This is a genomic window from Mycolicibacterium pulveris, from assembly GCF_010725725.1.
GTDB lineage: Bacteria > Actinomycetota > Actinomycetes > Mycobacteriales > Mycobacteriaceae > Mycobacterium > Mycobacterium pulveris.
In genome coordinates this window covers 490410-513608 of sequence record NZ_AP022599.1, presented here as the reverse complement: position 1 = coordinate 513608, position 23199 = coordinate 490410, and the positions used below count along the sequence as shown (strand labels likewise).

General features: G+C 66.8%; 18 protein-coding genes. 11 read left to right on the top strand and 7 right to left on the bottom strand.

The window, feature by feature from the left end:
- The first annotated feature begins 160 nt into the window (after positions 1-160).
- From G6N28_RS02745 to G6N28_RS02725, 5 genes are read left to right on the top strand one after another with little or no spacing between them, the layout of a single operon-like run.
- Positions 161-1786: a flavin-containing monooxygenase gene (locus tag G6N28_RS02745; RefSeq protein WP_163896929.1), complete on the top strand. Its 1626-nt coding sequence runs from the start codon at positions 161-163 to the stop codon at positions 1784-1786.
- The gene (locus G6N28_RS02740; protein ID WP_163896928.1) at positions 1783-2898 is read left to right on the top strand and encodes an alpha/beta hydrolase; all 1116 of its coding nucleotides are present in this window, start codon (positions 1783-1785) and stop codon (positions 2896-2898) included. The genes G6N28_RS02745 and G6N28_RS02740 overlap by 4 nt, the downstream gene beginning before the upstream one ends.
- Entirely contained in the window at positions 2895-3962 is a 1068-nt protein-coding gene (locus tag G6N28_RS02735; RefSeq protein ID WP_163896927.1) for a phosphotransferase, read from the top strand. The genes G6N28_RS02740 and G6N28_RS02735 overlap by 4 nt, the downstream gene beginning before the upstream one ends.
- On the top strand, positions 3959-4336 hold the full coding sequence (locus G6N28_RS02730) for a nuclear transport factor 2 family protein (RefSeq protein WP_163896926.1): 378 nt from the start codon (positions 3959-3961) through the stop codon (positions 4334-4336). The genes G6N28_RS02735 and G6N28_RS02730 overlap by 4 nt, the downstream gene beginning before the upstream one ends.
- Positions 4333-5376, top strand: a complete 1044-nt coding sequence (locus G6N28_RS02725; protein ID WP_163896925.1) for a TIGR03857 family LLM class F420-dependent oxidoreductase — start codon at positions 4333-4335, stop codon at positions 5374-5376. The genes G6N28_RS02730 and G6N28_RS02725 overlap by 4 nt, the downstream gene beginning before the upstream one ends.
- Positions 5377-5432: 56 nt before the next feature.
- On the opposite strand, the gene G6N28_RS02720 is transcribed toward G6N28_RS02725, so the two are convergent.
- Positions 5433-6929, bottom strand: coding sequence for an acyl-CoA carboxylase subunit beta (locus tag G6N28_RS02720; protein ID WP_163896924.1), 1497 nt, complete (start codon positions 6927-6929; stop codon positions 5433-5435).
- Between the two features lie 85 nt (positions 6930-7014).
- Here G6N28_RS02720 and G6N28_RS02715 point away from each other — a divergent pair, with 85 nt between their 5' ends.
- Both G6N28_RS02715 and G6N28_RS02710 read left to right on the top strand, forming a co-directional pair.
- Positions 7015-8052 carry an LLM class F420-dependent oxidoreductase gene (locus tag G6N28_RS02715; RefSeq protein WP_163896923.1) on the top strand — a complete coding sequence of 346 codons (1038 nt, stop codon included), beginning with the start codon at positions 7015-7017 and terminating at the stop codon, positions 8050-8052.
- Between the two features lie 14 nt (positions 8053-8066).
- Positions 8067-9302, top strand: coding sequence for a cytochrome P450 (locus G6N28_RS02710; protein WP_163896922.1), 1236 nt, complete (start codon positions 8067-8069; stop codon positions 9300-9302).
- Here G6N28_RS02710 and G6N28_RS02705 read toward each other — a convergent pair.
- From G6N28_RS02705 to G6N28_RS02685, 5 genes are all read right to left on the bottom strand, one after another.
- Positions 9299-10588, bottom strand: a complete 1290-nt coding sequence (locus G6N28_RS02705; RefSeq protein WP_163896921.1) for an amidohydrolase family protein — start codon at positions 10586-10588, stop codon at positions 9299-9301. The genes G6N28_RS02710 and G6N28_RS02705 overlap by 4 nt on opposite strands.
- Before the next feature lie 134 nt (positions 10589-10722).
- Complete coding sequence (locus G6N28_RS02700; protein ID WP_163896920.1) at positions 10723-10926, bottom strand: YbdD/YjiX family protein; 204 nt, start codon at positions 10924-10926, stop codon at positions 10723-10725.
- A complete protein-coding gene (locus G6N28_RS02695; protein ID WP_163896919.1) occupies positions 10869-13163 on the bottom strand; it encodes a carbon starvation CstA family protein in 2295 nt (764 codons plus the stop codon). The genes G6N28_RS02700 and G6N28_RS02695 overlap by 58 nt, the downstream gene beginning before the upstream one ends.
- Before the next feature lie 50 nt (positions 13164-13213).
- Positions 13214-14785, bottom strand: coding sequence for an ATP-dependent DNA ligase (locus G6N28_RS02690; RefSeq protein WP_163896918.1), 1572 nt, complete (start codon positions 14783-14785; stop codon positions 13214-13216).
- 99 nt (positions 14786-14884) lie between these two features.
- A complete protein-coding gene (locus tag G6N28_RS02685) occupies positions 14885-16429 on the bottom strand; it encodes a molybdopterin-dependent oxidoreductase (RefSeq protein ID WP_163896917.1) in 1545 nt (514 codons plus the stop codon).
- Positions 16430-16528: 99 nt separating this feature from the next.
- Here G6N28_RS02685 and G6N28_RS02680 point away from each other — a divergent pair, with 99 nt between their 5' ends.
- The 4 genes from G6N28_RS02680 to G6N28_RS02665 all read left to right on the top strand — a co-directional run bounded on the left by G6N28_RS02680 (position 16529) and on the right by G6N28_RS02665 (position 21631).
- On the top strand, positions 16529-17296 hold the full coding sequence (locus G6N28_RS02680) for an SDR family NAD(P)-dependent oxidoreductase (RefSeq protein WP_163896916.1): 768 nt from the start codon (positions 16529-16531) through the stop codon (positions 17294-17296).
- A 72-nt stretch (positions 17297-17368) separates the two neighbouring features.
- Positions 17369-19105 (top strand): ubiquinone-dependent pyruvate dehydrogenase, encoded by a 1737-nt coding sequence (gene poxB / locus G6N28_RS02675; protein ID WP_163896915.1) that lies wholly within the window; start codon positions 17369-17371, stop codon positions 19103-19105.
- Between the two features lie 60 nt (positions 19106-19165).
- Positions 19166-20521 carry a neutral zinc metallopeptidase gene (locus G6N28_RS02670; RefSeq protein ID WP_163896914.1) on the top strand — a complete coding sequence of 452 codons (1356 nt, stop codon included), beginning with the start codon at positions 19166-19168 and terminating at the stop codon, positions 20519-20521.
- A gap of 207 nt (positions 20522-20728) precedes the next feature.
- Positions 20729-21631, top strand: a complete 903-nt coding sequence (locus tag G6N28_RS02665; RefSeq protein ID WP_163896913.1) for a phytanoyl-CoA dioxygenase family protein — start codon at positions 20729-20731, stop codon at positions 21629-21631.
- Here the strand turns inward: G6N28_RS02665 and G6N28_RS02660 are convergent.
- Complete coding sequence (locus tag G6N28_RS02660) at positions 21621-23144, bottom strand: MFS transporter (RefSeq protein ID WP_163896912.1); 1524 nt, start codon at positions 23142-23144, stop codon at positions 21621-21623. The two genes, G6N28_RS02665 and G6N28_RS02660, sit on opposite strands and share 11 nt — an antisense overlap.
- Positions 23145-23199 lie beyond the last annotated feature (55 nt).

The window sequence follows — 23199 nt, the reverse complement described above, 5'->3', positions numbered from 1 at the left end:
AAAGTTATTGGAGAAGCTTACTGTATACCTTTCGGCAACACCAGCGGGGTGCTGCCCGATCTGTTCCCGCGATCCTGATTTACGCGATTTACCAGCCGACTCAGTGCTAATACTGTAATAGTTACAGTAACTCTGCTGCGCGACGTGAGGTGCCATCTCAGTGACCACATCCAATTCGGTCGAGTACGACGCGATCGTCATCGGTGCGGGATTCTCCGGCCTGTACGCCCTGCATCGGCTGCGCGAGCTGGGAGTTCGGACGATCGTGTTGGAGAAGGCCGAGAACGTCGGTGGCACTTGGCTGTTCAACCGGTATCCAGGCGCCCGTTGCGACATCGAGAGCATCGAGTACTCCTACAGCTTCTCCGAAGAGATCCAGCAGGAATGGGTGTGGACCGAGACGATGCCCGCCCAGCCCGAGATCGAGGCCTATCTGAACTTCGTCGCCGACCGGCTCGACCTTCGGCGCGACATCGAGTTCAACACCCAGGTTGTCGCCATGCGGTTCGACGACGATGCCGCCGTATGGACCGTCCAGACGCAGACGGGCCAGACTCTCGTGGCGCGATACGTCGTGGCCGCATCCGGCATCCTGTCCGTGCCGCTGGACCCGGACTTCCCGGGTATGGACTCGTTTGCCGGCATGTCGCTTTTCACCGGCAGCTGGCCGAAGGGGCATGTCGATTTGGCCGGCAAGCGGGTCGGCGTGATCGGCACGGGATCGACCGGCGTGCAACTGATTCCGGTGGTGGCGCCGCAGGTCGAGGAGCTGCACGTGTTCCAGCGCTCACCGGCTTACACGCTGCCGTGGACCGTCCGGGCTTTCGAGCCCGGGGAACTCGACGAGTTGAAGGCCAACTACGCCGAGATCCGCGCGGCGCAGCGCGAACATCCCGTGGGCGCCGCACGCCTGAGCGCCTTCTCGGTGATGTTCGAGATGATGACCAAGCCACCGATCAAATCGGCGTCGCGCGAGGAGAAGCTTCGCGCCGTCGAAGAACACGGTGTCATGGGCGCGCTCGGCTGGGGCGACGTGTTCTTCGACATCGAGGCCAACAAGATGGCCGCCGAACTCTACGGCGAGGCCATCGCGCGCATCGTGACGGATCCGGAGACCGCCGCCGCGTTGACGCCCAGCCATCCGTTCGGGTGCAAGCGGCCGATCATCGACCAGGGCTACTACGAGACATTCAACCGCGACAACGTGACGCTGGTCGATCTGCGCAAGAACCCGCTCGTCGAGATCACGCCGGGGGGTATCCGCACCGAACACGACCATCACGATCTCGACGTGATCATCTACGCCACCGGGTTCGACGCGATGACCGGTGCCCTGACCCGCATCGACATCCGTGGCCGCGACGGGCTGTCGCTGGCGAAGTTCTGGGAGACCGAGGGCCCTTTCACCTATCTGGGGCTGGCGGTTGCCGGGTTCCCCAACCTGTTCATCGTGCAGGCTCCGGGAAGCCCCTCGGCCGCAACGAACTTCGTCGCAGCTTTGGAACAACATGTGGAGTGGATCGGCGACTGCATCACCTATCTGCGCGATCACGAGTACCGCACGATCGAAGCGCTGCCCGACGCGCAACGCGAGTGGATCGAGCACACCAGTGAACTCGTGGCGCCGACGGTGCTGGTGCATCCGTCATGCAACTCGTGGTACAACGGCGGCAACGTGCCCGGCAAGAAGCGGATGTACATGGGCTACACGGCCGGGATTCCGGAGTACCGGCGGCGCTGCGACGAGATCGCAGCCGCCGGTTACACCGGGTTCAAGCTTTCATGAAGGCCACCGAGCGCGCGTACCGCATCGGCAGGGACTTCGCGGGGGTGCTGCCGCGGGCACACGCGGCTGTCAGCTCGAACGGTGAATGGAACCCGTTGTCGCTGAACGGTGTCCGCCAGTTCGGCGAGGTGATGCTCGACGAGCTGGCCTTGTCGGGAATGACGCTCACCGCGCCCCCGCCGAGGCAGGAACGCACCGTCGAGTCCTGCGCCGCCGCGGCAGACGAGCTCACCGCCTTGGGCATGGCCGGCGTGCACGTCGAACCGGATGAGCTGCGGCCGACGACGATCCGGCGACGACGGTTCGGCCGGTCCCGCTACGAGCAGGTGAGCTTCGAGCACGATCCGCACCTGCCCGCCTCGCTGGCCGCCGAGGGGTTCGGCGGCCCGGCCACCGCGGTGGTCCATCTGTGCCGAAGCGGCGACGAGGCGCGACCATGGCTGGTGTGGGTGCACGGGGCCGGCCAGGGGCAGCCGATCGACCTGGTGTTCTCCCGGGCCCGCCGGCTGCAGGAGCGACTGGGCTACAACATCGCGTTGCCGGTACAGCCCGGCTGTGGGGTTCGGCGTGACCGGTGGCCGACGTATCCGAACATGGACCCGCTGAACAACCTGGCGGGCATGATCCGGGTGGTGTCCGAAGTGCGGGCGGTGCTTCGGTGGCTACGACCGCAGGCGAGTACCGTTGCGGTGTCGGGGGTTTCGATGGGCAGTCCGGTGGCGGGCCTGGTCGCCCATCTGGAACAGGTCGACGCCGTCGCCGTCTACACACCGATCTTCGGGCTCAACGAGATGATCGCCGCGCACCTGGGCCGGTGGGGCCCGTCGGTGCGCGACACGATCGCCTTGCTGCGCTCGGAACCTGTCGAGCGGGTGATGTCGGTGGTCGACTACCAGACCGTCGAACCCTCGCCGCCGCCCGCGCGCCGGCTGATCGTCGGGGCGTGGCACGACCAGATGGCGCGACGGGACCCGGCCGAGCGGCTGCACGAGCGGTGGGGCGGCGAACTGTACTGGCATCGGGGCAGCCATGTCGGCCACCTGTTCGCGGCCGGTGTGCAGCACGCGTCGGAACGGCTGCTGACAGTGGTCGGCGGAAAGCCTGTGCGATGACGGCGAGTACAGCCGCGATGCCGGGTGGCATCGGCGACGTTGACGCGGGCTGGTTGACCGAGGCGTTTCGCGTCGACGCGGGGATCGACTCGGCAACCGTCGACGAGGTCCGCGCCGAGCAGATCGCGATGGACAGCGGCTTCTCGTCGCTGCTGTACCGGCTGCACCTGACCGGTGCCGGGGTGCCGCCGACCGTGATCGCGAAGCTTCCCGCGGTGTCGGAGGCGCGCGGCGCGATGGAACTGCTGGGTGGATATCGACGCGAGCTGTGCTTCTACCGGGAGGTGGCCGGTCGCGCTCCGATGGACACGCCACGGGTGTATGCCGCCCGGATGGCTGCTGACGGAGCCGATTTCGTGCTCTTACTCGAGGACCTCTCCGACTGGGACAACGCCGATCACTTGGCGGGGTTGACGATGGGCCGCGCCCGCACCTGCATCGAACAACTGGCGGGCCTGCATGCGTGGTCACCCGAATGCTCTGCGCTGCCGCAGTTTCCGAGCATCGACACCCCGATCGCGCGCGACCTGCTGTTACCCGCGTTCGGGTCCGGCTGGGAGATCTACCTCGCGCATACCTCGGAGAACGTGCCACCCGCGGTGGCCGAGTTCGCCGAACATTTCGCCGAAGGCGCGGCCGCTGCGTTGCCCGTGCTCACAGAACGGGACATGTTGCTGCACGGCGACATCCGAGCCGACAACCTCTTCTTCTCCGGCGACCGGATGAAGGTGGTGGATTTCCAGTTCACCGCGCGCGGTGTCGGCGCCGCCGACGTGGCATACCTCGTCACCCAGGGTCTGCCGGCCGCGGTCCGGCAGGGCCACGACGAGGCACTGTTGCGTGAGTACCTCGACCACATGGCCGCGCACGGAACCGTCGACTACGGATTCGACGAGGCGTGGCGGCACTATCGCTTCGCGGCGGTCTACCTGATGGTGCTGCCCGTCATCACGCTCAACGGATGGGACGCGCTGCCGGAGCGCTCCCGGCGCTTGTGCCTGACGCTCACCGATCGGGCGGTCGCCGCGATCGAGTCGATCGATGCCCTGGAGGTATTCTCGTGAGCCGGTCCGCCCGTGAGGTGGTGGAGTTGTACAACCTGGTGGCCTGGAACAAGGCGGATTTCGCGCTGGCCGACGAACTGCTGGGCGAGACGGTGATTCGTCACGAGGTCGGTGAGCCGGCGCACGTCCTGACCCATGAACAGGCGGTGCGCCGGGTGGTCGACATGTGGGAGGCGGCGGAAAGCATCCGGTTCGACCTGAACCTCGTAATGGCCGGCGACGACGGGGAACATGTCGCGATCGTCTACCAGTCGCCGATCAAGATGAAGGACGGGACGGAGACGACGATCGGCAGTATGGAAGTCTTTCGGGTGGTCGACGGCAGGATCGTCGAGGTGTGGAACTGTGGCTACAAGCAAGGAGTCTGGGCGTGACCGATCGAATCCTCGACGAACTGGGTTACTACCTGTTGGCGGGTGCGGGGGGTGAGGGCCCGGCCACGCTGATGGACGAGGCTCGCCGCGGCGAGGAACTCGGGTTCGGCACAGCGTTCATCTCCGAACGGTGGAACGTCAAGGAAGCCTCGTCGCTCGTCGGCGCGGCCTGCGCGGTCACGTCGCGCATGCGGATCGCCACGGCCGCAACGAATCACAACACGCGCCACCCGCTGATCACCGGCTCGTGGGCGACCACAATGCATCGGCTGTCGAAAGGACGGTTCACGTTGGGCATCGGCCGCGGGGTGGCGGCGATGTACGCGGCGTTCGGCATCCCGTCGGTGACGACCGCGCAGATGGAGGACTTCGCCCAGGTCATGCGTCGGCTCTGGAACGGCGAGGTGATCTTCAACCACGACGGACCGATCGGCAAGTACCAGGTGCTGTTTCTCGACCCGGACTTTCGCGAGGACATCCGCCTGGCGATCGTGGCGTTCGGCCCGCAGACGCTGGCGCTGGGCGGGCGGGCGTTCGACGACGTGATCCTGCACACCTACTTCACGCCGGAGACGCTGCAGCGCGCGGTCAAGACGGTCAAGGACGCCGCCGAGCAGGCCGGGCGTGACCCGGACAGCGTGCGCGTGTGGTCGTGCTTCGCCACGGTCGGCGACCACCTGCCCGAGGAACTACGGCTGAAGAAGACGGTCGCACGGCTGGCGACCTACCTGCAGGGCTACGGCGATCTTCTGGTCAGCACCAACGGCTGGGATCCGGCTGTGCTGCAGCGCTTCCGGGACGATCCTGTCGTGCAGTCCATTCCGGGCGGCATCGATCACAAGGCATCCGCCGAGCAGATCGAGCACATCGCGACGCTGATCCCCGACGAATGGCTCGAGCCCGCGGCGACCGGGTCACCGCAACAGTGCGTGGACCGGGTACGCAAGGAGTTCGACTACGGGGCCGATGCGGTCATCATGCACGGGGCCACACCCGACGAACTCGAACCGATCGTCGCGGCCTACCGCGCGTCGCAGTGAGGGATTTCGGTGCAGTTTGTCTTGCTGAGCGTGACAAACTACGCTCAAATCACCGATCAGGGTGTGATGACCGTGCGGGCCACCGGTTCCGGGGCGGCCTGACGACTGTAGACCGCCCGCTGCAGAGCCGACAGCAGCGCGTTGCGCGTCTCCTCGGGATGAATCAGGTCGTCGAAGCCGAGGTGGCTCGCTGAGCGGAACGACGCCTCGACCTCCATCTTCCGTAGCCGGGCCTCGACGTCTTCGGCGGCGTGGGAGGCCTTGCTCAGTGCGGCGGCGCTCATCGCCCCCATGGTGGCGCCGGGATAGGCGAAGGTCGCGCTCTGGTTGTCAAATCCCAACAGCGACATGACCATCGACCCGAAGCCGTAGGCCTTGCGCAACGTGACGTGCAGCTTGATGGTCGTCGCGGCCGTCTGCGCGGCGAACATCCGGGCACCGCTGCGCAGCACCCCGCTCTTCTCCGAGCGGCTGCCGGGCAGCATCCCGGGGTTGTCGGCGAGGAAGACGATCGGGAGGTGGAACGAGTCGGCCACCATGATGAAATGAGCCGCCTTGTCCGCCGCATCCGCATCGATGGAGCCGGCGAGCACCTGGGGCTGGTTCGCCACGACCGCGACCGGATGACCGCCCAAATGCGCCAGCGCGCAGATGATCGCGGGCCCGAACTTCGGTTGCACCTCGAACCAGTCCGGGCGGTCGAACACCACGTCGAGGACGCGGCGCATGTCGTAGACGCGGCGGTTGCCGCGCGGCACGATGTCCAGCAGCTCGTCGGTGGTCCGCGGCGCGGCCGCCTCGTCGGCGGGCAGCGGCTCGGGATACGACCAGGCGCTGGCGGGGAAGTACGACAGATAACGCCGGATATCGTCGAGCACGGCTTCATCGTCGTCGGCGAAGTTGTGAATCACACCGCTGGCGAGCGCGACCGTCGGCCCGCCCAGATCCTCCTTCGAGATCTCTTCGCCCGTCGACTCTTTCACCACGGGCGGTCCCGCGGTGAAGATCGCGCCCTGCTGGCTCATGATCGTCCAGTCGCAGACGGGAGCGACGAGCGCGCCGTGGCCCGCGGAGGGCCCGAGCAGACCGGCTACCGTCGGCACCTTGCCGGAGCATTGCGCCTGGGCGATCAGGTCGGTCGGCGTGCGACCGTAGTGCTCCCCGCTGGGCCGGAACCCCGCCCCCTCGAGCAGCATCACCAGCGGCACCTTGTCGCGCAACGCCAATTCCGCCAACCGATACCGCTTGGCGTTTCCGCCGGGGCCGATGCTGCCGGCCAGCGTCGTGAAATCCTCGGCGCCGATCATCACCGGTTTGCCGTCGACCAGCCCGGAGCCGGCCACGATGCCGTCGGCTGCGATGTCGCCGCCGACCAGCGTGCCGAACTCGCGGAAGGTGCCCTTGTCGACCAGATGGTCGATCCGGGCGCGGGCGTCGAGCTTGCCTTTGCCGTGGTGTTTGGCGAGTCGTTCCGTGCCGCCCATGGCGTACGCGTTCTGACGCCGCCGGGAAAGCTCGCCGAGCGTGTCTTCCCAGTCGTCAGCCTTGGTCATGCACCACTCCTGTCGTCCACGGCGATCGTCGCACCGGGATGGTCACGTTGACCATACTGAATTGCTTACTGTAGCGTCTACGACCATGGGTGATGGCGCCGACCTCGCGGTCGACGGGGCCGTTTCCAGCCGACTGGCCGACGTCGCGAACGCGGCCGTCACGCTCGAGCGACGTGGGTATGACTGTTGCTGGACAGCCGAAGTCAATCACGACCCGTTTCTTCCGCTGGTGCTGGCCGCCGAACACACGACGCGGATCCAGCTCGGTACCAGCATCGCGGTGGCGTTCGCGCGTAATCCGATGACGGTGGCCAACGTCGGCTGGGATCTGCAGGACTACTCGAAGGGCCGCCTCATGCTCGGGCTCGGCTCGCAGGTGCAGGCGCACATCGAGAAGCGGTTCAGCATGCCGTGGAGCCGACCGGTGGCGCGGATGAGGGAGTTCGTGCTGGCGCTGCACGCGATCTGGGAATGCTGGCGCGACGGCACCAGGCTGCAGTTCGAGGGCGACTTCTACACCCACAAGCTGATGACGCCGATGTTCACTCCCGAGGCCCACTCCTACCCCTTCCCAAAGGTGTTCATCGCCGCCGTCGGGGAAGCGATGACCGAAATGTGCGGTGAGGTCGCCGACGGGGTGCTGGCCCACGCGTTCACCACCAAGCGCTATTTCGAGGAGGTGACCATTCCGGCGCTGCAGCGTGGCATGGCGCGCTCCGGCCGTAGCCGAGCCGACTTCCAGGTGAGCGCACCGGTTTTCGTCGTCACCGGCGCCGACGACGCAGAGGTCGCCGCGAATGCGGTGGGCACCCGCAAGCAGATCGCCTTCTACGGTTCAACCCCGGCCTATCGCAAAGTGCTTGCGTTACACGGCTGGGACGACCTGCACACCGAACTGCACCGGCTGAGCCAGCAGGGGGAGTGGGACACGATGGGCGCGCTGATCGACGACGAGGTGCTGGAGACCTTTGCCGTCGTCGCTCCGATCAGCGAGGTGGCCAAGGCGATCCGGGAACGGTGCGACGGAGTGATCGATCGTGTGCTGGTCGGCTTTCCCCGATCGATCGAGGACGACACCGTCGCCGAGGTGCTGGCGGAACTGCGCGGCCAGCCGAGTCAGTGAGTGAGGAGTCATCGATGAGTACGCGCGTCACGGACGAAAACGCCAAGGTGTTCGCCACCCCGACGGCCTACACCGACGAGGTGAAACTTCACGAGGCGCTGACCCGTTTGCGCTCCGAGGCCCCGGTGTCGTGGGTCGACGTACCGAACTACCGGCCGTTCTGGGCGATCACCAAACACACCGACATCATGGACATCGAACGGGACAACCTGCTGTTCACCAACTCCCCGCGCCCGGTGCTGGTGACGGCGGAGGGCGACGAACAACAGGCGGCGATCGGAGTTCGCACGCTCATCCACATGGACGACCCGGAGCATCGGGTGATGCGCGCGATCGGAGCGGACTGGTTTCGGCCGAAGGCCATGCGCGCGTTGAAGCTTCGCGTCGACGAGCTCGCCAAGATCCACGTCGACAAGATGGCGGCGCTGGGCCCCGAATGTGACTTCGTCCAGCAGGTCGCGGTCAATTTTCCGCTCTACGTCATCATGTCGCTGTTGGGGGTGCCCGAGGCCGACTTCCCGCTCATGCTCAAACTCACCCAGGAACTGTTCGGCAGCGACGACGACGAGTTCAAGCGCGGCGCCGAGCAGGCCGAGCAGATGTCGGCGCTGCTGGAGATGTTCGAGTACTTCACCGCTCTGACCAAGGCGCGTCGGGAACAGCCGACAGAGGATCTGGCCTCCGCGATCGCCAACGCCACCGTCGACGGCGAACCGCTGTCAGACATCGCCACCATGTCCTACTACGCGATCGTGGCCGCCGCCGGCCACGACACGACGAGCGCCACCATTTCGGGCGGGATGCTCGCGCTCATCGAGAACGCCGATCAACACGCCAAACTGCGAGACGATTTGAGCCTCATGCCGCTGGCGACCGAGGAGATGATCCGCTGGGTCACCCCGGTCAAGGCGTTCATGCGCACCGCCGCCGAGGACACCGCGGTGCGCGGCGTGCCGATCGCCGCGGGCGAATCGGTTCTGCTGTCTTATGTTTCGGGTAACCGCGACGAGGATGTGTTCGACGATCCGTTTCGTTTCGACGTGACGCGCGACCCGAACAAGCACGTGTCGTTCGGATACGGTGTGCACTTCTGCCTCGGCGCGGCGTTGGCGCGCATGGAGGTCAACAGCTTTTTCACCGAACTGCTGCCGCGGTTGCGATCGGTCGAGCTCGCCGGCGCCCCGGAGTACGTCGCGACGACGTTCGTCGGCGGGCTCAAGCACTTGCCGCTGCGCTATTCGATGAGCTAGTTCTCGCCGGAGTTACCTCGCGCGGCGGCGTGCAATGCGTCTCCGCGGGTGCCCTTTTCGTGGTTGGAGAGGGCTTTGATGGAGACGTCGTGGCCTTCGGCGGCTTTGCGTAGGGCGCCGACGGTGGCTTGGTCTTTGGGGATGTGGGTGAAGGGGTCCCAGTGATACCAGCGCATGGCGTTTTGGTAGGTCATCTTGTTGATTTCGTCGTCGGGGACGTGGTTGGCGCTGAGCACCTCGTGCAGTTGTTCGGGGGCCCCGGGCCACATCGAGTCACTGTGCGGGTAGTCGGCCTCCCAGCAGATGTTGTCCACCCCGATCCTGTCGCGGGTGGCCACCCCGATCGGATCAGCGATAAAGCAGGTCAAGAAGTGCTCGCGGAACACTTCTGAGGGCAGCTTGCCGCCGAAGTCCTGACCGGTCCAGGTCGAATGCATCTCAAAGGTGCGATCCACCCGCTCCAAAAAGTACGGAATCCAGCCCGTGCCGCCCTCCGACAAGGCGATCTTGAGCGTCGGGTACTCCTTGATCGGGCGCGACCACAACAGATCGGCGGCGGCCTGCACGATGTTCATCGGCTGCAGCGTGATCATCACATCCATCGGCGCATCCGGCGCGGTGATCGCCAACCGCCCCGAAGACCCGATGTGCACGTTGAGCACCGTCTCGGTGTCCACCAGCGCATCCCACATCGGCTTCCAATGGTCGAAGTCGTGGAAGCTGGGATAACCCATCGCCGCCGGGTTCTCGGTGAACGTCAACGAATGCACCCCACGCGCAGCATTGCGCCGGATCTCCTTGGCACACTGCACCGGATCCCAGATCACCGGCAACGTCATCGGAATAAACCGCGCCGGATAGGCCCCACACCACTCCTCAACATGCCAATCGTTGTAGGCCTTGACCAACGCCAGCGAAAACTCCTGATCCTCGGTGGCAAACAACCGCCCGGCAAACCCCGGAAACGACGGAAAGCACATCGACCCCAAAATCCCGCCGGCATTCATATCCTTGATGCGCTCATCAACCTGCCAACACCCCGGCCGGATCTCATCCAACCCCTGCGGCTCCAGGCCGTACTCCTCCTTGGGACGACCCGCCACCGCATTCAACGCCACATTCGGAATCACCACATCACGAAACTGCCAGGTATCCGACCCATCGGCGTTATGCACCAACCGCGGCGCCTCATCCAAATACTTCTTGGGCAGATGATTCTTGAACATATCCGGCGGCTCGACGATGTGATCATCAACACTGACCAAGATCATCTCGTCCTTATTCATCACGCCGACCTTTCTGAGTGCCTTACCGTATGGCCAACAGTACCCTGCTTCGACGGTATCCGCGCGAAATTGCGTTCAGGGTCATCGAACGCCACCTGAGTTCCGGGCGGGTGCGACCGTCAGCGCAACAGCGATCAGCAGCAGCGCGCGCCCGGGTTCGCATCGGCGGCCGCGTGGCGCATCCGCCAGTAGTCGCGCTCGGAGAGCACCGGCTCACCGGGATGGGTGCGCATGCGATGTTCGACGTAACGACGGTAATGGGTGTCGCCCATCAGGTCCCCTACGTATGTGCCCCAGTACCAACCGATCCTGCGGACGATTTCGGTAACGCGTCCCATTGCTTCTGCACCTCCTTCTCGTACTTGGTCGCGATGAGCCCGGACGGGCCGAAGATGCGCGACGGCACGGGATCATCCTCGGTCGTCGGCGTCGCGGTACCGCGCAACACCCGCAACACCATGATGACCCCGGTGATGAACACGATGACGACCAGCACAGCGAACACGATCGACAGCGTGCCCTGGATGAACGTGTTGCGGACGACATCGCTGATCTGATCGGGGTTCTTGGCCGCGCCGAACGACTGCAGGCCCTGCTCCTGCGCCGCGCGGTAGGCGAAGTGCTGCGTCCAGTAGCCCACCCTGGAGTCCCCAGAGAAGATCTTCTGCCACGACGCCGTCAAGGTGATCACGAGGTCCCACAGCAGCGGAATGCCCGGTATCCACGCCCATTTGAGGTGACCCTTCTTGATCACCACCACCGTGACAACCGTCAGCGCGATCGCCGCGAGCAACTGGTTGGCGATGCCGAACAGCGGGAACAGGGTGTTGATTCCACCGAGCGGGTCGGTCACGCCCATCAGCAGGATGCTGCCCCACGCGGCGACGACGATGATGCTGCAGATCCATGCGCCGACACGCCAACTCGGGTCCTTCAGCTTGCGCAGCGGACCGCCGAGGTTGCTCATCCCGTCGGACAGCATGAACCGTGCCACCCGAGTGCCGGCGTCGACCGTGGTGAGGATGAACAACGCCTCGAACATGATCGCGAAGTGGTACCAGAAGGCCTTGAACGTGTCCCCGCCGAACACCTTGCTGAGCACCTCGGACATCCCGAACGCCAACGTCGGCGCGCCGCCGGTCCTGGACACGATCGTCTCCTCGCCGACGTCCTGGGCGGCTTGGGCGATCTGCTCCGCGGTGATCGGTTCGCCGCCGATCGGCAGCGAATTGACATATGCGGCCGCGGTTTCCGCGGTGCCCCCCGTCGAGGCGGCGGGGGCGTTGATCGCGAAGTACAGGTGCGGGTTGAGGATCGCCGCGGTGATCAGCGCCATGATCGCGACGAACGACTCGGTCATCATTCCGCCGTAGCCGATCAACCGCATCTGGCTTTCCTTCTCCAGCAGCTTGGGTGTGGTGCCCGATGCGATCAACGAGTGAAATCCCGACAGCGCACCACAGGCGATCGTGATGAACAGGAACGGGAACAACGAGCCTGCGAACACCGGGCCGGTGCCGGCGGTCGCGAAGTTGGAAACCGCGGGCGCCTCCATGATCGGCCGGGCCAGCAGGATGCCCACGGCGAGCAGGGCGATGGTGCCGACCTTCATGAAGGTGGACAGGTAGTCGCGGGGAGCCAGCAGCAGCCACACCGGCAGCACCGACGCGGCGAAGCCGTAGATGATCAGACACCATGACAGGACCACCGGGGACAGGTTGAACCAGTTTGCGCCCCAACTCGTTTCGGCGACCCAGTTGCCGGAGATAACCGCGAGCAACAGCAGCGCGACACCGATCAACGACACTTCCGACACCCGTCCGGGGCGCAGGAAGCGTAGGTAGACGCCCATGAACAGCGCGATCGGGATGGTCATCGCGATCGAGAACACGCCCCACGGGCTTTGCGCCAGCGCCTGCACCACCACAAGTGCCAGCACGGCGAGCAGGATCACCATGATGACGAGGACCCCGACGATCGCGGCCGCCCCGCCGATCGCGCCGAGTTCGTCGCGAGCCATCTGGCCGAGCGAGCGGCCACGCCGGCGCGTCGAGATGGACAGCACCAGAAAGTCCTGGACGCAACCGGCGAACACCGCCCCGATGATGATCCAGATGGTGCCGGGCAGATAACCCATCTGCATGGCCAGCACCGGGCCGACCAGTGGTCCCGCGCCTGCGATCGCGGCGAAGTGGTGCCCGAACAGCACACGCCGGTCGGTCGGCATGTAGTCGGTGTTGTTCTGGAAGATCTCGGCGGGAGTGGCGTGGTCGTCGCGCGGCCGGACCACCTTCATCTCGATCAGCCGGGCATAGAAGCGAAACCCGATCACGTAGGTGCAGATCGCCGCGATGACGAACCACACCGCGTTGACCGTCTCACCGCGGAAGAACGCGATCACGGCCCAGGAGATGGCGCCGAGGACCGCGATGACGCCGAAGATGATCCGGTGTTTGGCGGTGATCGGGGACCGGTCGATGATCGCGACCGGAGGCAAATCCTTGTCGGTGCGGATATAGGTGACATCGCCTCTGGTTTCCTCGATCCGGTCGGATTCGGTGGTGAAAGATGCCATGTCCGCGATCCTTTCACCGGCCGCGCGGGCGGTGTGCCAAAACGGCGGCTTTAGCTCCCGCGCTGGTAGAAGTCGCGAACCGTGTCGATGCTGTCGGCCTCGGCGGGGCTCTTGTCGTCGCGGTAGCGCAGCACCCGGGCGAACCGCAGCGCCATGCCGCCGGGATATCGCGACGAGGTCTGCACGCCGTCGAACGCGATCTCGACAACCTGCTCGGGCCGCACCTTGACCACGTGCCCGTCGGTCACGCTTGTCTCCGATGTCGCCGCCTGCGCGGCTCCGTCGGCCAGTTCCAGGAACCGGGCGGTCTGCCATTCCAGCATCGCGTCGGTCATGCCCTTGAAGGTCTTTCCGAGCATGACGAACCCGCCGGACTCGGGGTCTCGGGCGCCGAGGTGGATGTTGGACAGCTTGCCGGTGCGCCGGCCCGAACCCCATTCCACCGCGAGCACCACCAGATCGAGCGTGTGCACGGGTTTGACCTTGAGCCAGCCCGCGCCGCGGCGGCCGGCCTCGTACGGCGCCGTCGGCGACTTCGCCATGACGCCTTCGTGGCCCGCGGCCAGCGTCACATCCAGGAAACGCTGGGCGGCGTCGACGTCGCCGGTGACGAGGCGGTCCACCCGCTGGATGTCGGGGACGATGGTGTCCAGCGCGGAGATGCGCTCGCTGGTGGGCAGGTCCAGCAGGTCAATGCCGTCGAGGTGCAGCACGTCGAAGACGAACACCGATAAGGGCTGGGCCGTCCGCGCCGCCTCGACGTCGACCGACCGGCCGAACCGGGAGGCGGTGACCTGAAACCGGTGCGGACGGTTGTCGGGGCGCAGCGCGATCGCCTCGGCGTCGGCGATCAGGTCGGTCACCGGCCAGGCCAGCGCGGCGTCGACGACCTCGGGCAGGCGTGCGGTGACGTCGTCGAGGCTGCGGGTGTAGATGGCCACCTCATCGCCGGAACGGTGGATCTGGACCCGGGCGCCGTCGAGCTTGGCTTCGAAAACAGCTGCGCCGCTGAGCCGTTCGAGCGCTTCACCGACCCCGGCGGCAGTCTGTGCCAGCATCGGCCCGACCGGACGGCCGACCTGAAGCGTGAACTGTGCCAGCCCCGCCTCGCCGTCCGTCAACGCAGCGGCGGCGACGGCGGGCAGCGCACCGCCGAGCATGGCGGCGCGTCGCACCGCGGCCGGGGCGACGTCCGCGGCTTTGGCCACCGCATCGGCCATCACCCCGACCAGCGCGCCCTGGCGCAACTCCCCGCTGAGCAACCGGCGCAGGAAGGTCTGCTCGGCGTCGGTGGCCCTGCCGAACAGGTCGGCGAGCAAGCCGGCCCGTCGCGCTTGAGAGCCCTTGCCCGCCACCTGCCCGATCTCGGTGAACCGCGCGTCGACCTGCAGCACCGTCAGCGACGGCTCGGCTGCGGGGTCGGGCACCGAACGCAGCGCCGCCCAGCCGACTCCGATCTGGCGTTGCGGAAGCTCACCGGACAACCAGGAGACGACGATCGCCACCCGAGCGGGATCATCGGCGGCCTGCCGCAGCACATCGGCGATCCGGGCGATCTTGGCCAGCCGCGCCGAGGAGGTGCCCACCTCGGCCGACGCGGCGGCGACGTCAAGCAGCTGCACCAGACCAGCCTGGCACGGCCCCCCGACACGGCGCGAGCGTGCATGAACTCGCGGCAGTTCCCGGCGTGTCGCCCTCTGACACGCACGCTCGCCGGGAGGTCAAGTGACGGTGAACGACACCGTGTGCCAGCCCGACGCCCCGTCGGGCACCGGGTCGGCGACCTGCTCGGTCTGCACGGCGCCGGTGTTGTCGGTGGCCCGCACGGTGATCGTGTGCGGGCCCGGCTCGGCCTGCCACGCAAAGCTCCACAGCCGCCAGGTGTCGTCGGAGTAGCTCGCGCCGAGGTCGGCCTGGCGCCAGCCATCGGTCCCGCCGGGACCGTCGATGCGGACCTCGACGCCGCGTATCCCGCGGTGCTGCGCCCATGCCACGCCGCCGAACGTCACCGGGCCGGGAGCGAGGCTCTGACCGCTGCGGGGCACGTCGATGCGGGACTGGGTCTTGATGGGACCGCGCGCCGACCAGCCGCGCTTCGTCCAGTAGGCCTCGGCGCGGTCGAACCGGGTGACCTCGAGGTCGACGACCCACTTGGTGGCCGACACGTACCCATACAGTCCGGGCACGACGAGGCGGGCAGGATATCCGTGCTCGGTGGGTAGCGGCTCGCCGTTCATGCCGACCGCCAACAACGCGTCACGGCCGTCGGTGAGCGCCTCGACGGGCGTGCCCGCGGTGAACCCGTCGACGGATGTCGACAGCACCATGTCGGCGTCGGGATGAATTCCCGCCTCCGCCAGCAGGTCTCGCACCCGATATCCGCTCCACGCGGCGTTGCCGATGAGGTCGCCGCCGACCGGATTGGACACGCACGTCAGCGTCACCAGCTTCTCGATCGCCTCGAAGCGTTGCAGATCGTCGAACCGGTAGGTGGTTTCGCGGTCCACCATGCCGTGGATGGTGAGCTGCCAGTCGGTACGGCTGAGCTGCGGCACGGTCAGCGCGGTGTCGATCCGGTAGAACTCGTCGTTGTCGGTGATGAACGACGGCAACGCCACGTCCCCGGCGCCTTTGGGCTGCACGTCGGGCCCGACCGGGGGCGCCGCCGCGTCGGCGCGGGGTAACACGAAGGCGTCGCGATCGGCCGACACCGACGACGTCAGGCGCGACAACACCACTCCGGCCACCCCGGTGACCGCGCCCGCGGCGAGAACCCCGAGGGCGAGCAGGGACAACCGCCGGCCCGGGTCGGCCCGGTCGTCGGCCGGGCGGTCGGTGATGCGTCCGCAGACGAGCAGGCGCAGCACCGCGACCCCGCATGCGGTGCCCACCAGGGTCGGCACGACGTCGGCGAGCGTCGCCTCCGGGCGCGACAGCACCGCCACGCACCCGGCGACCCCGGCCAGCACGATCGCGACGCTTCCCACCGGTGCGCGGCGGCTCTCCAGCGTCGCGGTCAGCGCGGCGACGAGCGCGATCACCGCCAGCACCAGCACCGAAAGCACCAGCTTGTCGGCCATCCCGAACGTCGCGATGGCCCACTCCTTGACCGGGCCGGGCGTTATGTCGATGACGACCGATCCGACCGCGGTGCGGGCGTCGGCCTGCGGGCCGAACCCGACCGCGAGCAGTTGTGTCACACCCAGCGCCACCGCCGCCGCGGCGATCCCCGCCAGCGCCCTCGTCTCGCGAGCCGGTTCGGCCATGTCGTTCAAGGTACTGCCGGGAGGACCCGAGCGGGTCGCCGACGAATGCCGTCCGCTAAGTTCCTTTACGATTTGTCCAGTTTTTGGAAAGGCGGCTAGATGGAGATCGAGGGTAAGAAGGCCATCATCGTCGGTGGGGCGTCCGGCTTCGGCAAGGCGACCGCCGAGCTGTTGTCCAAGCGCGGCGCGAGCGTGGCCGTGCTGGACCGCCCGCAGTCGAAGGGCAAGGAAGTCGCCGACGCGATCGGTGGGTCCTTCTTCGAGGTCGACGTCACCGACTTCGACGGCACCGAGAAGGTGCTGCAGCAGGCCATCGATGCGCTGGGCGGGCTGCACATCATTGTGACGACCGCCGGCGGCGGCGCGGCCGAGCGCACCGTCAAGAAGGACGGGCCGCACAGCCTGGATACCTTCCGCAAGTGTGTCGACCTCAACCTCATCGGCACCTTCAACATCAGCAGGCTCGCGGGCTGGCAGATGAGCAAGCAGGATCCGGTCGACGACGAGCAGGAGGAGCGCGGCGTCATCATCAACACCGCCTCGATCGCCGCGTTCGAGGGTCAGATCGGGCAGGTGGCCTACACCGCGTCCAAGGCCGCGATCGCCGGGATGTGCCTGACCATGGCGCGCGACATGGGCAGCCTGGGCATCCGCGCGCTCGCGATCGCCCCGAGCCTGTTCGCGACCGGGCTGACCGAGGGCATCCCGGACGAGTTCGCCAAGGCGCTGACCAAGGACGCGGCGTTCCCCAAGCGGCTCGGCAAGCCCGAGGAGTACGCGAAGTTGGTGGCCGCGATCGTCGAGAACCCGATGCTCAACGGCCAGTGCCTGCGGCTGGACGCGGGCCAGCGCTTCGCCCCCAAGTAAAGACGTGATTTCGGCGCGCTTATCGACGGTGAGGGGGCATGAGCGCGCCGAAATCGCACTAGGGTGAGCGGCGTGGCGACCGTCGCCGAACACCTCCTCGAGGCCCTGCGGGTCAGCGGCGTGCGCCGGGTCTACGGCCTGCCGGGCGACAGCCTCAACGGGTTCACCGACGCGATCCGCCGGTCGGGCGAGATCAGCTGGGAGCACGTCCGCCACGAGGAGACCGCGGCGTTCGCGGCGGCCGCCGACGCCGCGCTGACCGGCGGGTTGGCGGTTTGCGCGGGCAGCTGCGGTCCGGGCAACCTGCACCTGATCAACGGGCTGTACGACGCGCAACGCAGCCGGGTGCCGGTGCTGGCGATCGCCGCGCACATCCCGCGCACCGAGATCGGGTCCGACTACTTCCAGGAAACCCGCCCGCAACAGCTTTTCCGCGAGTGCAGCGTGTACTGCGAACTGGTCAGCACCCCCGAGATGGCGCCCCGGATCCTCGAGATGGCGATGCGCGCCGCCGTGGAGGACAGCGGGGTGGCGGTGGTGGTCATCCCGGGGGAGATCTTCCTGCAGCGCGCCGACGCGTCGGGCTGGGCGGCGCGACCGATCACCGCGACGCGCTCGAGCATGCGTCCCGACGACGAATCGCTGCGGGCGGCCGCCGCCATCCTCAACGACGCGCAGGCGGTGACGATCCTGGGCGGGGCCGGGGTGGTAGGCGCACACGACGCGCTGATCCAGTTGGCGGGCACGCTCAACGCGCCGGTCGTACACGCGTTGCGCGGCAAGGAGTTCATCGAGTACGACAACCCGTTCGACGTCGGCATGACGGGTCTGCTCGGTTTCGCCTCGGGCTACAAGGCCATGAAGGAGGCCGACGCGCTGCTCATGCTGGGCACCGATTTCCCCTATCCGCAGTTCTTCCCGGACCACGCGAAGGTCATCCAGGTCGACATCCGTGGCCGGCATCTCGGCCGCCGCACGCCGATCGATCTCGGGTTGGTGGGCACCGTCGCCGACACGGTGGGCGCGCTGCAGCCACTACTTTCGCAGAAGACCGACCGCGAGCACCTCGACCGCTCGCTGCGCCACTACCGCAAGACCCGCAAGGCGATGGACGAACTGGCCGTCAACGACCGTGACCGCACCCCCATTCGGCCGGAATACGTTGCGGGCCTTGCCGATCAGCTCGCCTCCGACGACGCGGTGTTCACCGTCGATGTCGGCTCGCCCGTGGTGTGGGCGGCGCGATACGTCACCATGAACGGACGCAGGCGGCTGATCGGCTCGTTCAACCACGGCACCATGGCGTGCGCCTTGCCGCACGCGATCGGCGCGCAGACCGCACAGCCCGGCCGCCAGGTCGTCGCGCTGGCCGGCGACGGTGGGCTGACGATGTTGTTCGGCGAGCTGGTGACGCTGATCCAGAACGAGCTGCCGGTGAAGGTGATCGTCTTCAACAACTCGTCGCTGAACTTCGTCGAGCTCGAGATGAAGGCCGCGGGGATCGTCAACTTCGGCACCGACCTCGTCAACCCCGACTTCGCCGCCGTCGCACAGGCCATGGGTATCTTCGGCCGCCGCGTCGAGCGGCCCGCCGATCTGTACCAGGCCCTCGTCGACGCGTTTGCATTCAACGGGCCCGCCGTGGTCGACGTGGTCACCGCACGTCAGGAACTGTCGATACCGCCAGCCATCACCGTCGAACAGGCTAAAGGCTTCTCGCTGTATGCAATTCGGACGATCCTGGCGGGACGCGCGGACGAACTGCTCGACCTGGTCACCACCAACGTGGCCCGGCGTATCCTCGACTGACCGCTCGGCGCTTCGGCGAAATGCTGTCCCTGAAACGAAGCCGGCGATTAATGTTCGCACATGTACGTCAGGGCTTCCGCGGTCGCGGCGGCGCTGTTACTGCTGACGGCGTGCGCGGCCCCGCGGCCGCAGGCTCCGGCAGACGGTGACGGCGGTCCGGCGGACACCAGCACCATCACCATCGAAGGCGATGTCTCGAACCCGGTGAACCAGACAGCGATTCAGGCCATCGCCGACCTCGAACGGTATTGGACGGCGCAGTTCCCCGAGCTCTATGACGAGGAGTACACCCCGATTGCAGGCGGGTACTTCGCCGTCGATCCGTCATCAGCCGGGCCCGCTCCGCCGTGTGCCGAAGACGTGAGTGAGGTGGGAGGCAATGCGTACTATTGCTCGACCAAGGACGTGGTGGCCTGGGACGCCGAGGGGTTGCTTCCCGAATTACAGTCGAAGTTCGGTGATTTCGTCATCCCGGTCGTGATGGCGCACGAGTGGGGCCACGCCGTGCAAGCCCGGTCGAACTTTACCGCGCGCACCGTCACCCGGGAACTGCAAGCCGACTGCTTCGCGGGCGCATGGGCACGGCATGCACAGGACGACAACGTATTCGACGTCAACGCCGCCGACCTGGACACCGCGCTCGCCGGCGTACTCGAGTTACGCGACACACCCGGCACCTCGAAAATCGATCCGAACGCCCATGGCAGCGGCTTCGACCGGGTAAGCGCGTTCCAGGACGGATACGACAACGGTGTGACGAGGTGCAAGGACTACCGCGACGACGAGCCGATGGTGTTCGAGTTGCCGTTCAGCACCTACGAGGACGCGGCGAGTGGCGGCGACGCGCCTTACGGGTCGGTGATCAACGGCGTGCCCTACGACATCGAGGACTACTGGACGCACGTGTACCCGGAGGTGACCGGCGGGAAGCCGTGGCCGCCGTTGCACAACATCGAACCGTTCGACCCTGACGACCCGCCGTCATGCGGCGGGCAATCCGCCGACGGTTACGCCTTGTTCTACTGCATCCCAGAGGATTACGTCGCCTGGGACAACGTCGTCGCCATGCCCGAGGTGTACCGACAGGGTGGGGATTACGCCGTAGCCACGTTGTTGGCCACCCAATGGGGTCTGGCGGCGTTGACCCGGCTCGGCGACCAATCCGACGAGAAGACCTCCACACTGCGCGGTGACTGCCTGGCCGGTGCCTACACCGCCAGCGTCATCCTCCACAACCGTCCGGACACCAGTAGCTTCAGCATCTCGCCCGGCGATCTCGACGAAGGCATCACCGCACTGCTGGTCTTCCGTGGCGATGGGGACGTCGAACGCCAAGGCGCCGGATGGGCAAGGGTCAAGGCGTTCCGCGAGGGCGTCATCAACGGTGTCGACCCGTGCCTGGAATACCGGGTGTGACGACGACGGGCATCCTCGACTGAGTGCGCGGGCGACCGGCATTATCGAAATATTGATCCAATACCTGCTCTTTCGTGGTACCCATGTTGAATTGGGTTCCGCGAAAGGAATTGTCATGGACGAGGACAACACGACTCCGTCAATCGAGGACAACAAGGATGAAGACCGCACGAGCGGTGGCGACGAAATAGACCTGTTGCCGTCCTGATGACGGCCGGCCCGCAAGCCACGCCGGCGCCGCCCCCAAGTACGGTCGAACGCCACGTCGGTGAAATCGACGAGGTGGGCTACACCGTTGTCAAGGGCGTGTTCGACCCGGCGGCGGTGCAGGCATTTCTCGAGGACACGGCTCGGCTCGAACGTGAACTGCCGACCGTCATCGCCAATTCCAACACCGTCGTCAAAGGTTTCGCCCAGCCCGGACGAGCGCCGGTGACAGTTGCCGACCACGACTGGGTCCGCATCGACAACCTGCTGCTGCACGGGTCGTGTTATGAGCCGTTGCCTGTCCACCCCCGATTGCTACCGGTGGTGGAGGGCGTCCTCGGTAGCGACTGTCTTCTGTCGTGGTTCATGACGAGCAACCAGTTGCCCGGCGCAGTCGCTCAACGGCTGCACTGCGACGACGAGATGTACCCGCTACCGCGACCGCACCTGCCGCTGTTGTGCAACGCGCTGGTCGCACTGTGCGAGTTCACCGCGGAGAACGGCGCTACCCAGGTTGTGCCGGGCTCGCACCGCTGGGCCGAAATGCCAACCGCGCCATACCCAGAAGCCCAGCCCATCGAGATGGCACCGGGCGACGCGCTCATCTGGAACGGGAGCCTCTGGCATACCGCCGGGGCGAACCGGACCGGGGAGGCCCGCCCGGCCTTGACGATCAACTACTGCGCAGGCTTCCTGCGTCAACAGGTCAATCAGCAGCTGAGCATTCCCCGCGAGCTGGTGCGGCGCTTCGAACCCCGCCTGCAGGAATTGATCGGATACGGGCTTTTCGCCGGGAAAATGGGTCGGATCGACTGGCGTCCACCGGCCGATTACCTCGACGAGGATGCGCACCCCTTCCTTGAAGCGGTGCGCCAGCGTCTGCAGCGTCCGGTTATCGCCTGAGCGGCGGCCTGGGGATACGCAGCGCCACCACAAGCGCGATCGCGGTGATGGCGGCGGCCAGCAGGATGACCGCCCGCGCCCCAGCGGTGTAGGCGTCCTCGGCAACGCGAGCGGCGCCGCCGTCGGCGGACAGTGGTTGCGGATCGGGATCAAGGCGCTGATGGGAGCTGATGACGTCGGACGGGTCGAGGCTCTCGGCGACGGCGATGTGCGTGGCGGCGTCGAGGTCGTCGGCGTCGTCGGCTCGGTGTGCCGCCACGCCGGCGAACATCGCCGTCAGGATGGCGGCCCCCAACGCGCCTGCCAGCAGCCGCATCGCGCTCTGGACGCCACCGGCCACCGCCGAATCCTGTTCGGGCACTTCCTGATACGACATGTTGACGAGGCGGGCATAGGCGATCGCCCATGCCAATCCGTATGCCACCAGCAGCGCTGCGATGGCGGCGAGGGGCGCGTGTTCGGAAAGGAACGGCAACAGTGCCAGCAACAGCAGCGGCAGCGAAGTGAGCGCCAGCCTCGCCACCAGCTGGTCATCGAAGCGACGGCTGAGTCGGGCCGCGATCGGGCCTCCGAACAACGCCCCGACGCCGTAGCAGGCGAGTACGGCTCCGACGCCGAACTCCGTTGCGCCGAGCACAAATCCCAGCAGCAGTGGCAAGGCCAGCTGAAAACCGGTGTCACCCACGGACATGAACGCCGAGCCGATGGTGGCCAGGCGAAACGACGGCGACCGAAGCACCGCGGGTGGTGCGATGACCTCGCGTCCGCGCCGGAACCGGTGTCGCTGCACCGCGAGCAGCGCAACGAACGCCGCAGCGCTGACAAGCAGCAGGACGGCGGGCAGCAGCGGGTAGCCGGATGCCCGATCCGGTGGGCCGATCCAGTCACGCGCGCCGGTGTCGACGGCAAGGGCCAGACCTCCGACCGCCACGGCGAGCAGCAGTGCCCCACCGAGATCGATGTGGCTTCGACCGCGCGGCTCGTTGTCGGGGATCTTTGCCCGGATGCCGACGCCTGCGATCAGGCCGAGCGGAATGGCGCCGAGGAATGCCCATCGCCAGCTGACCGAGGTGGCGGCCGCGGCGCCTGCGATGAGCGGACCCAGCACGGCGGCCGCACCGATCGCGGTGGCCCACAGCCCGAATGCCCGCTCACGGTCGTGCCCCGTCGACGGATAGAGCGCGTTGAGCACGCCAAGCCCGTTGGGTAACGCCGCGGCCAGTGCGAGCCCCGCGAGTACCCGACCGCCGAAGAATGTCGTTGAGTCCCAAGCGATGCCGCTCAACAGCGTGCCGGCGGCGAACAGCGCCACCGCGACGAGCAGAAGCCGACGCCGCCCGAGGACATCGCCGAGGCGCCCCATCAGGACCATGGATGCCGCCGCGGCGGCGAAATAAGCAGTGAACGAACGTCCGAGGTCGCTGACCGACAGGTTGAGATCGCGCACGATCGAAGGGATGACCGCGTCAGCGATGGTGAAGTCGCTGATGGCCAGGGTCACGACCAGCAGCACGTAACCGAATCCAGTTCCGGCTGGCGGTGTCTGTCGGGCGGGCAGCGCTGATCGA

Bases quoted from the DNA above. Each gene is read 5' to 3' on its own strand.
- G6N28_RS02740 (WP_163896928.1), top strand. From the start codon at position 1,783: ATGAAGGCCACCGAGCGCGCGTACCGCATCGGCAGGGACTTCGCGGGG.
- G6N28_RS02735 (WP_163896927.1), top strand. From the start codon at position 2,895: ATGACGGCGAGTACAGCCGCGATGCCGGGTGGCATCGGCGACGTTGAC.
- G6N28_RS02720 (WP_163896924.1), bottom strand. From the start codon at position 6,929: ATGACCAAGGCTGACGACTGGGAAGACACGCTCGGCGAGCTTTCCCGG.
- G6N28_RS02715 (WP_163896923.1), top strand. From the start codon at position 7,015: ATGGGTGATGGCGCCGACCTCGCGGTCGACGGGGCCGTTTCCAGCCGA.
- G6N28_RS02710 (WP_163896922.1), top strand. From the start codon at position 8,067: ATGAGTACGCGCGTCACGGACGAAAACGCCAAGGTGTTCGCCACCCCG.
- G6N28_RS02705 (WP_163896921.1), bottom strand. From the start codon at position 10,588: ATGAATAAGGACGAGATGATCTTGGTCAGTGTTGATGATCACATCGTC.
- G6N28_RS02700 (WP_163896920.1), bottom strand. From the start codon at position 10,926: ATGGGACGCGTTACCGAAATCGTCCGCAGGATCGGTTGGTACTGGGGC.
- G6N28_RS02695 (WP_163896919.1), bottom strand. From the start codon at position 13,163: ATGGCATCTTTCACCACCGAATCCGACCGGATCGAGGAAACCAGAGGC.
- G6N28_RS02685 (WP_163896917.1), bottom strand. From the start codon at position 16,429: ATGGCCGAACCGGCTCGCGAGACGAGGGCGCTGGCGGGGATCGCCGCG.
- G6N28_RS02680 (WP_163896916.1), top strand. From the start codon at position 16,529: ATGGAGATCGAGGGTAAGAAGGCCATCATCGTCGGTGGGGCGTCCGGC.
- G6N28_RS02670 (WP_163896914.1), top strand. From the start codon at position 19,166: ATGTACGTCAGGGCTTCCGCGGTCGCGGCGGCGCTGTTACTGCTGACG.
- G6N28_RS02665 (WP_163896913.1), top strand. From the start codon at position 20,729: ATGACGGCCGGCCCGCAAGCCACGCCGGCGCCGCCCCCAAGTACGGTC.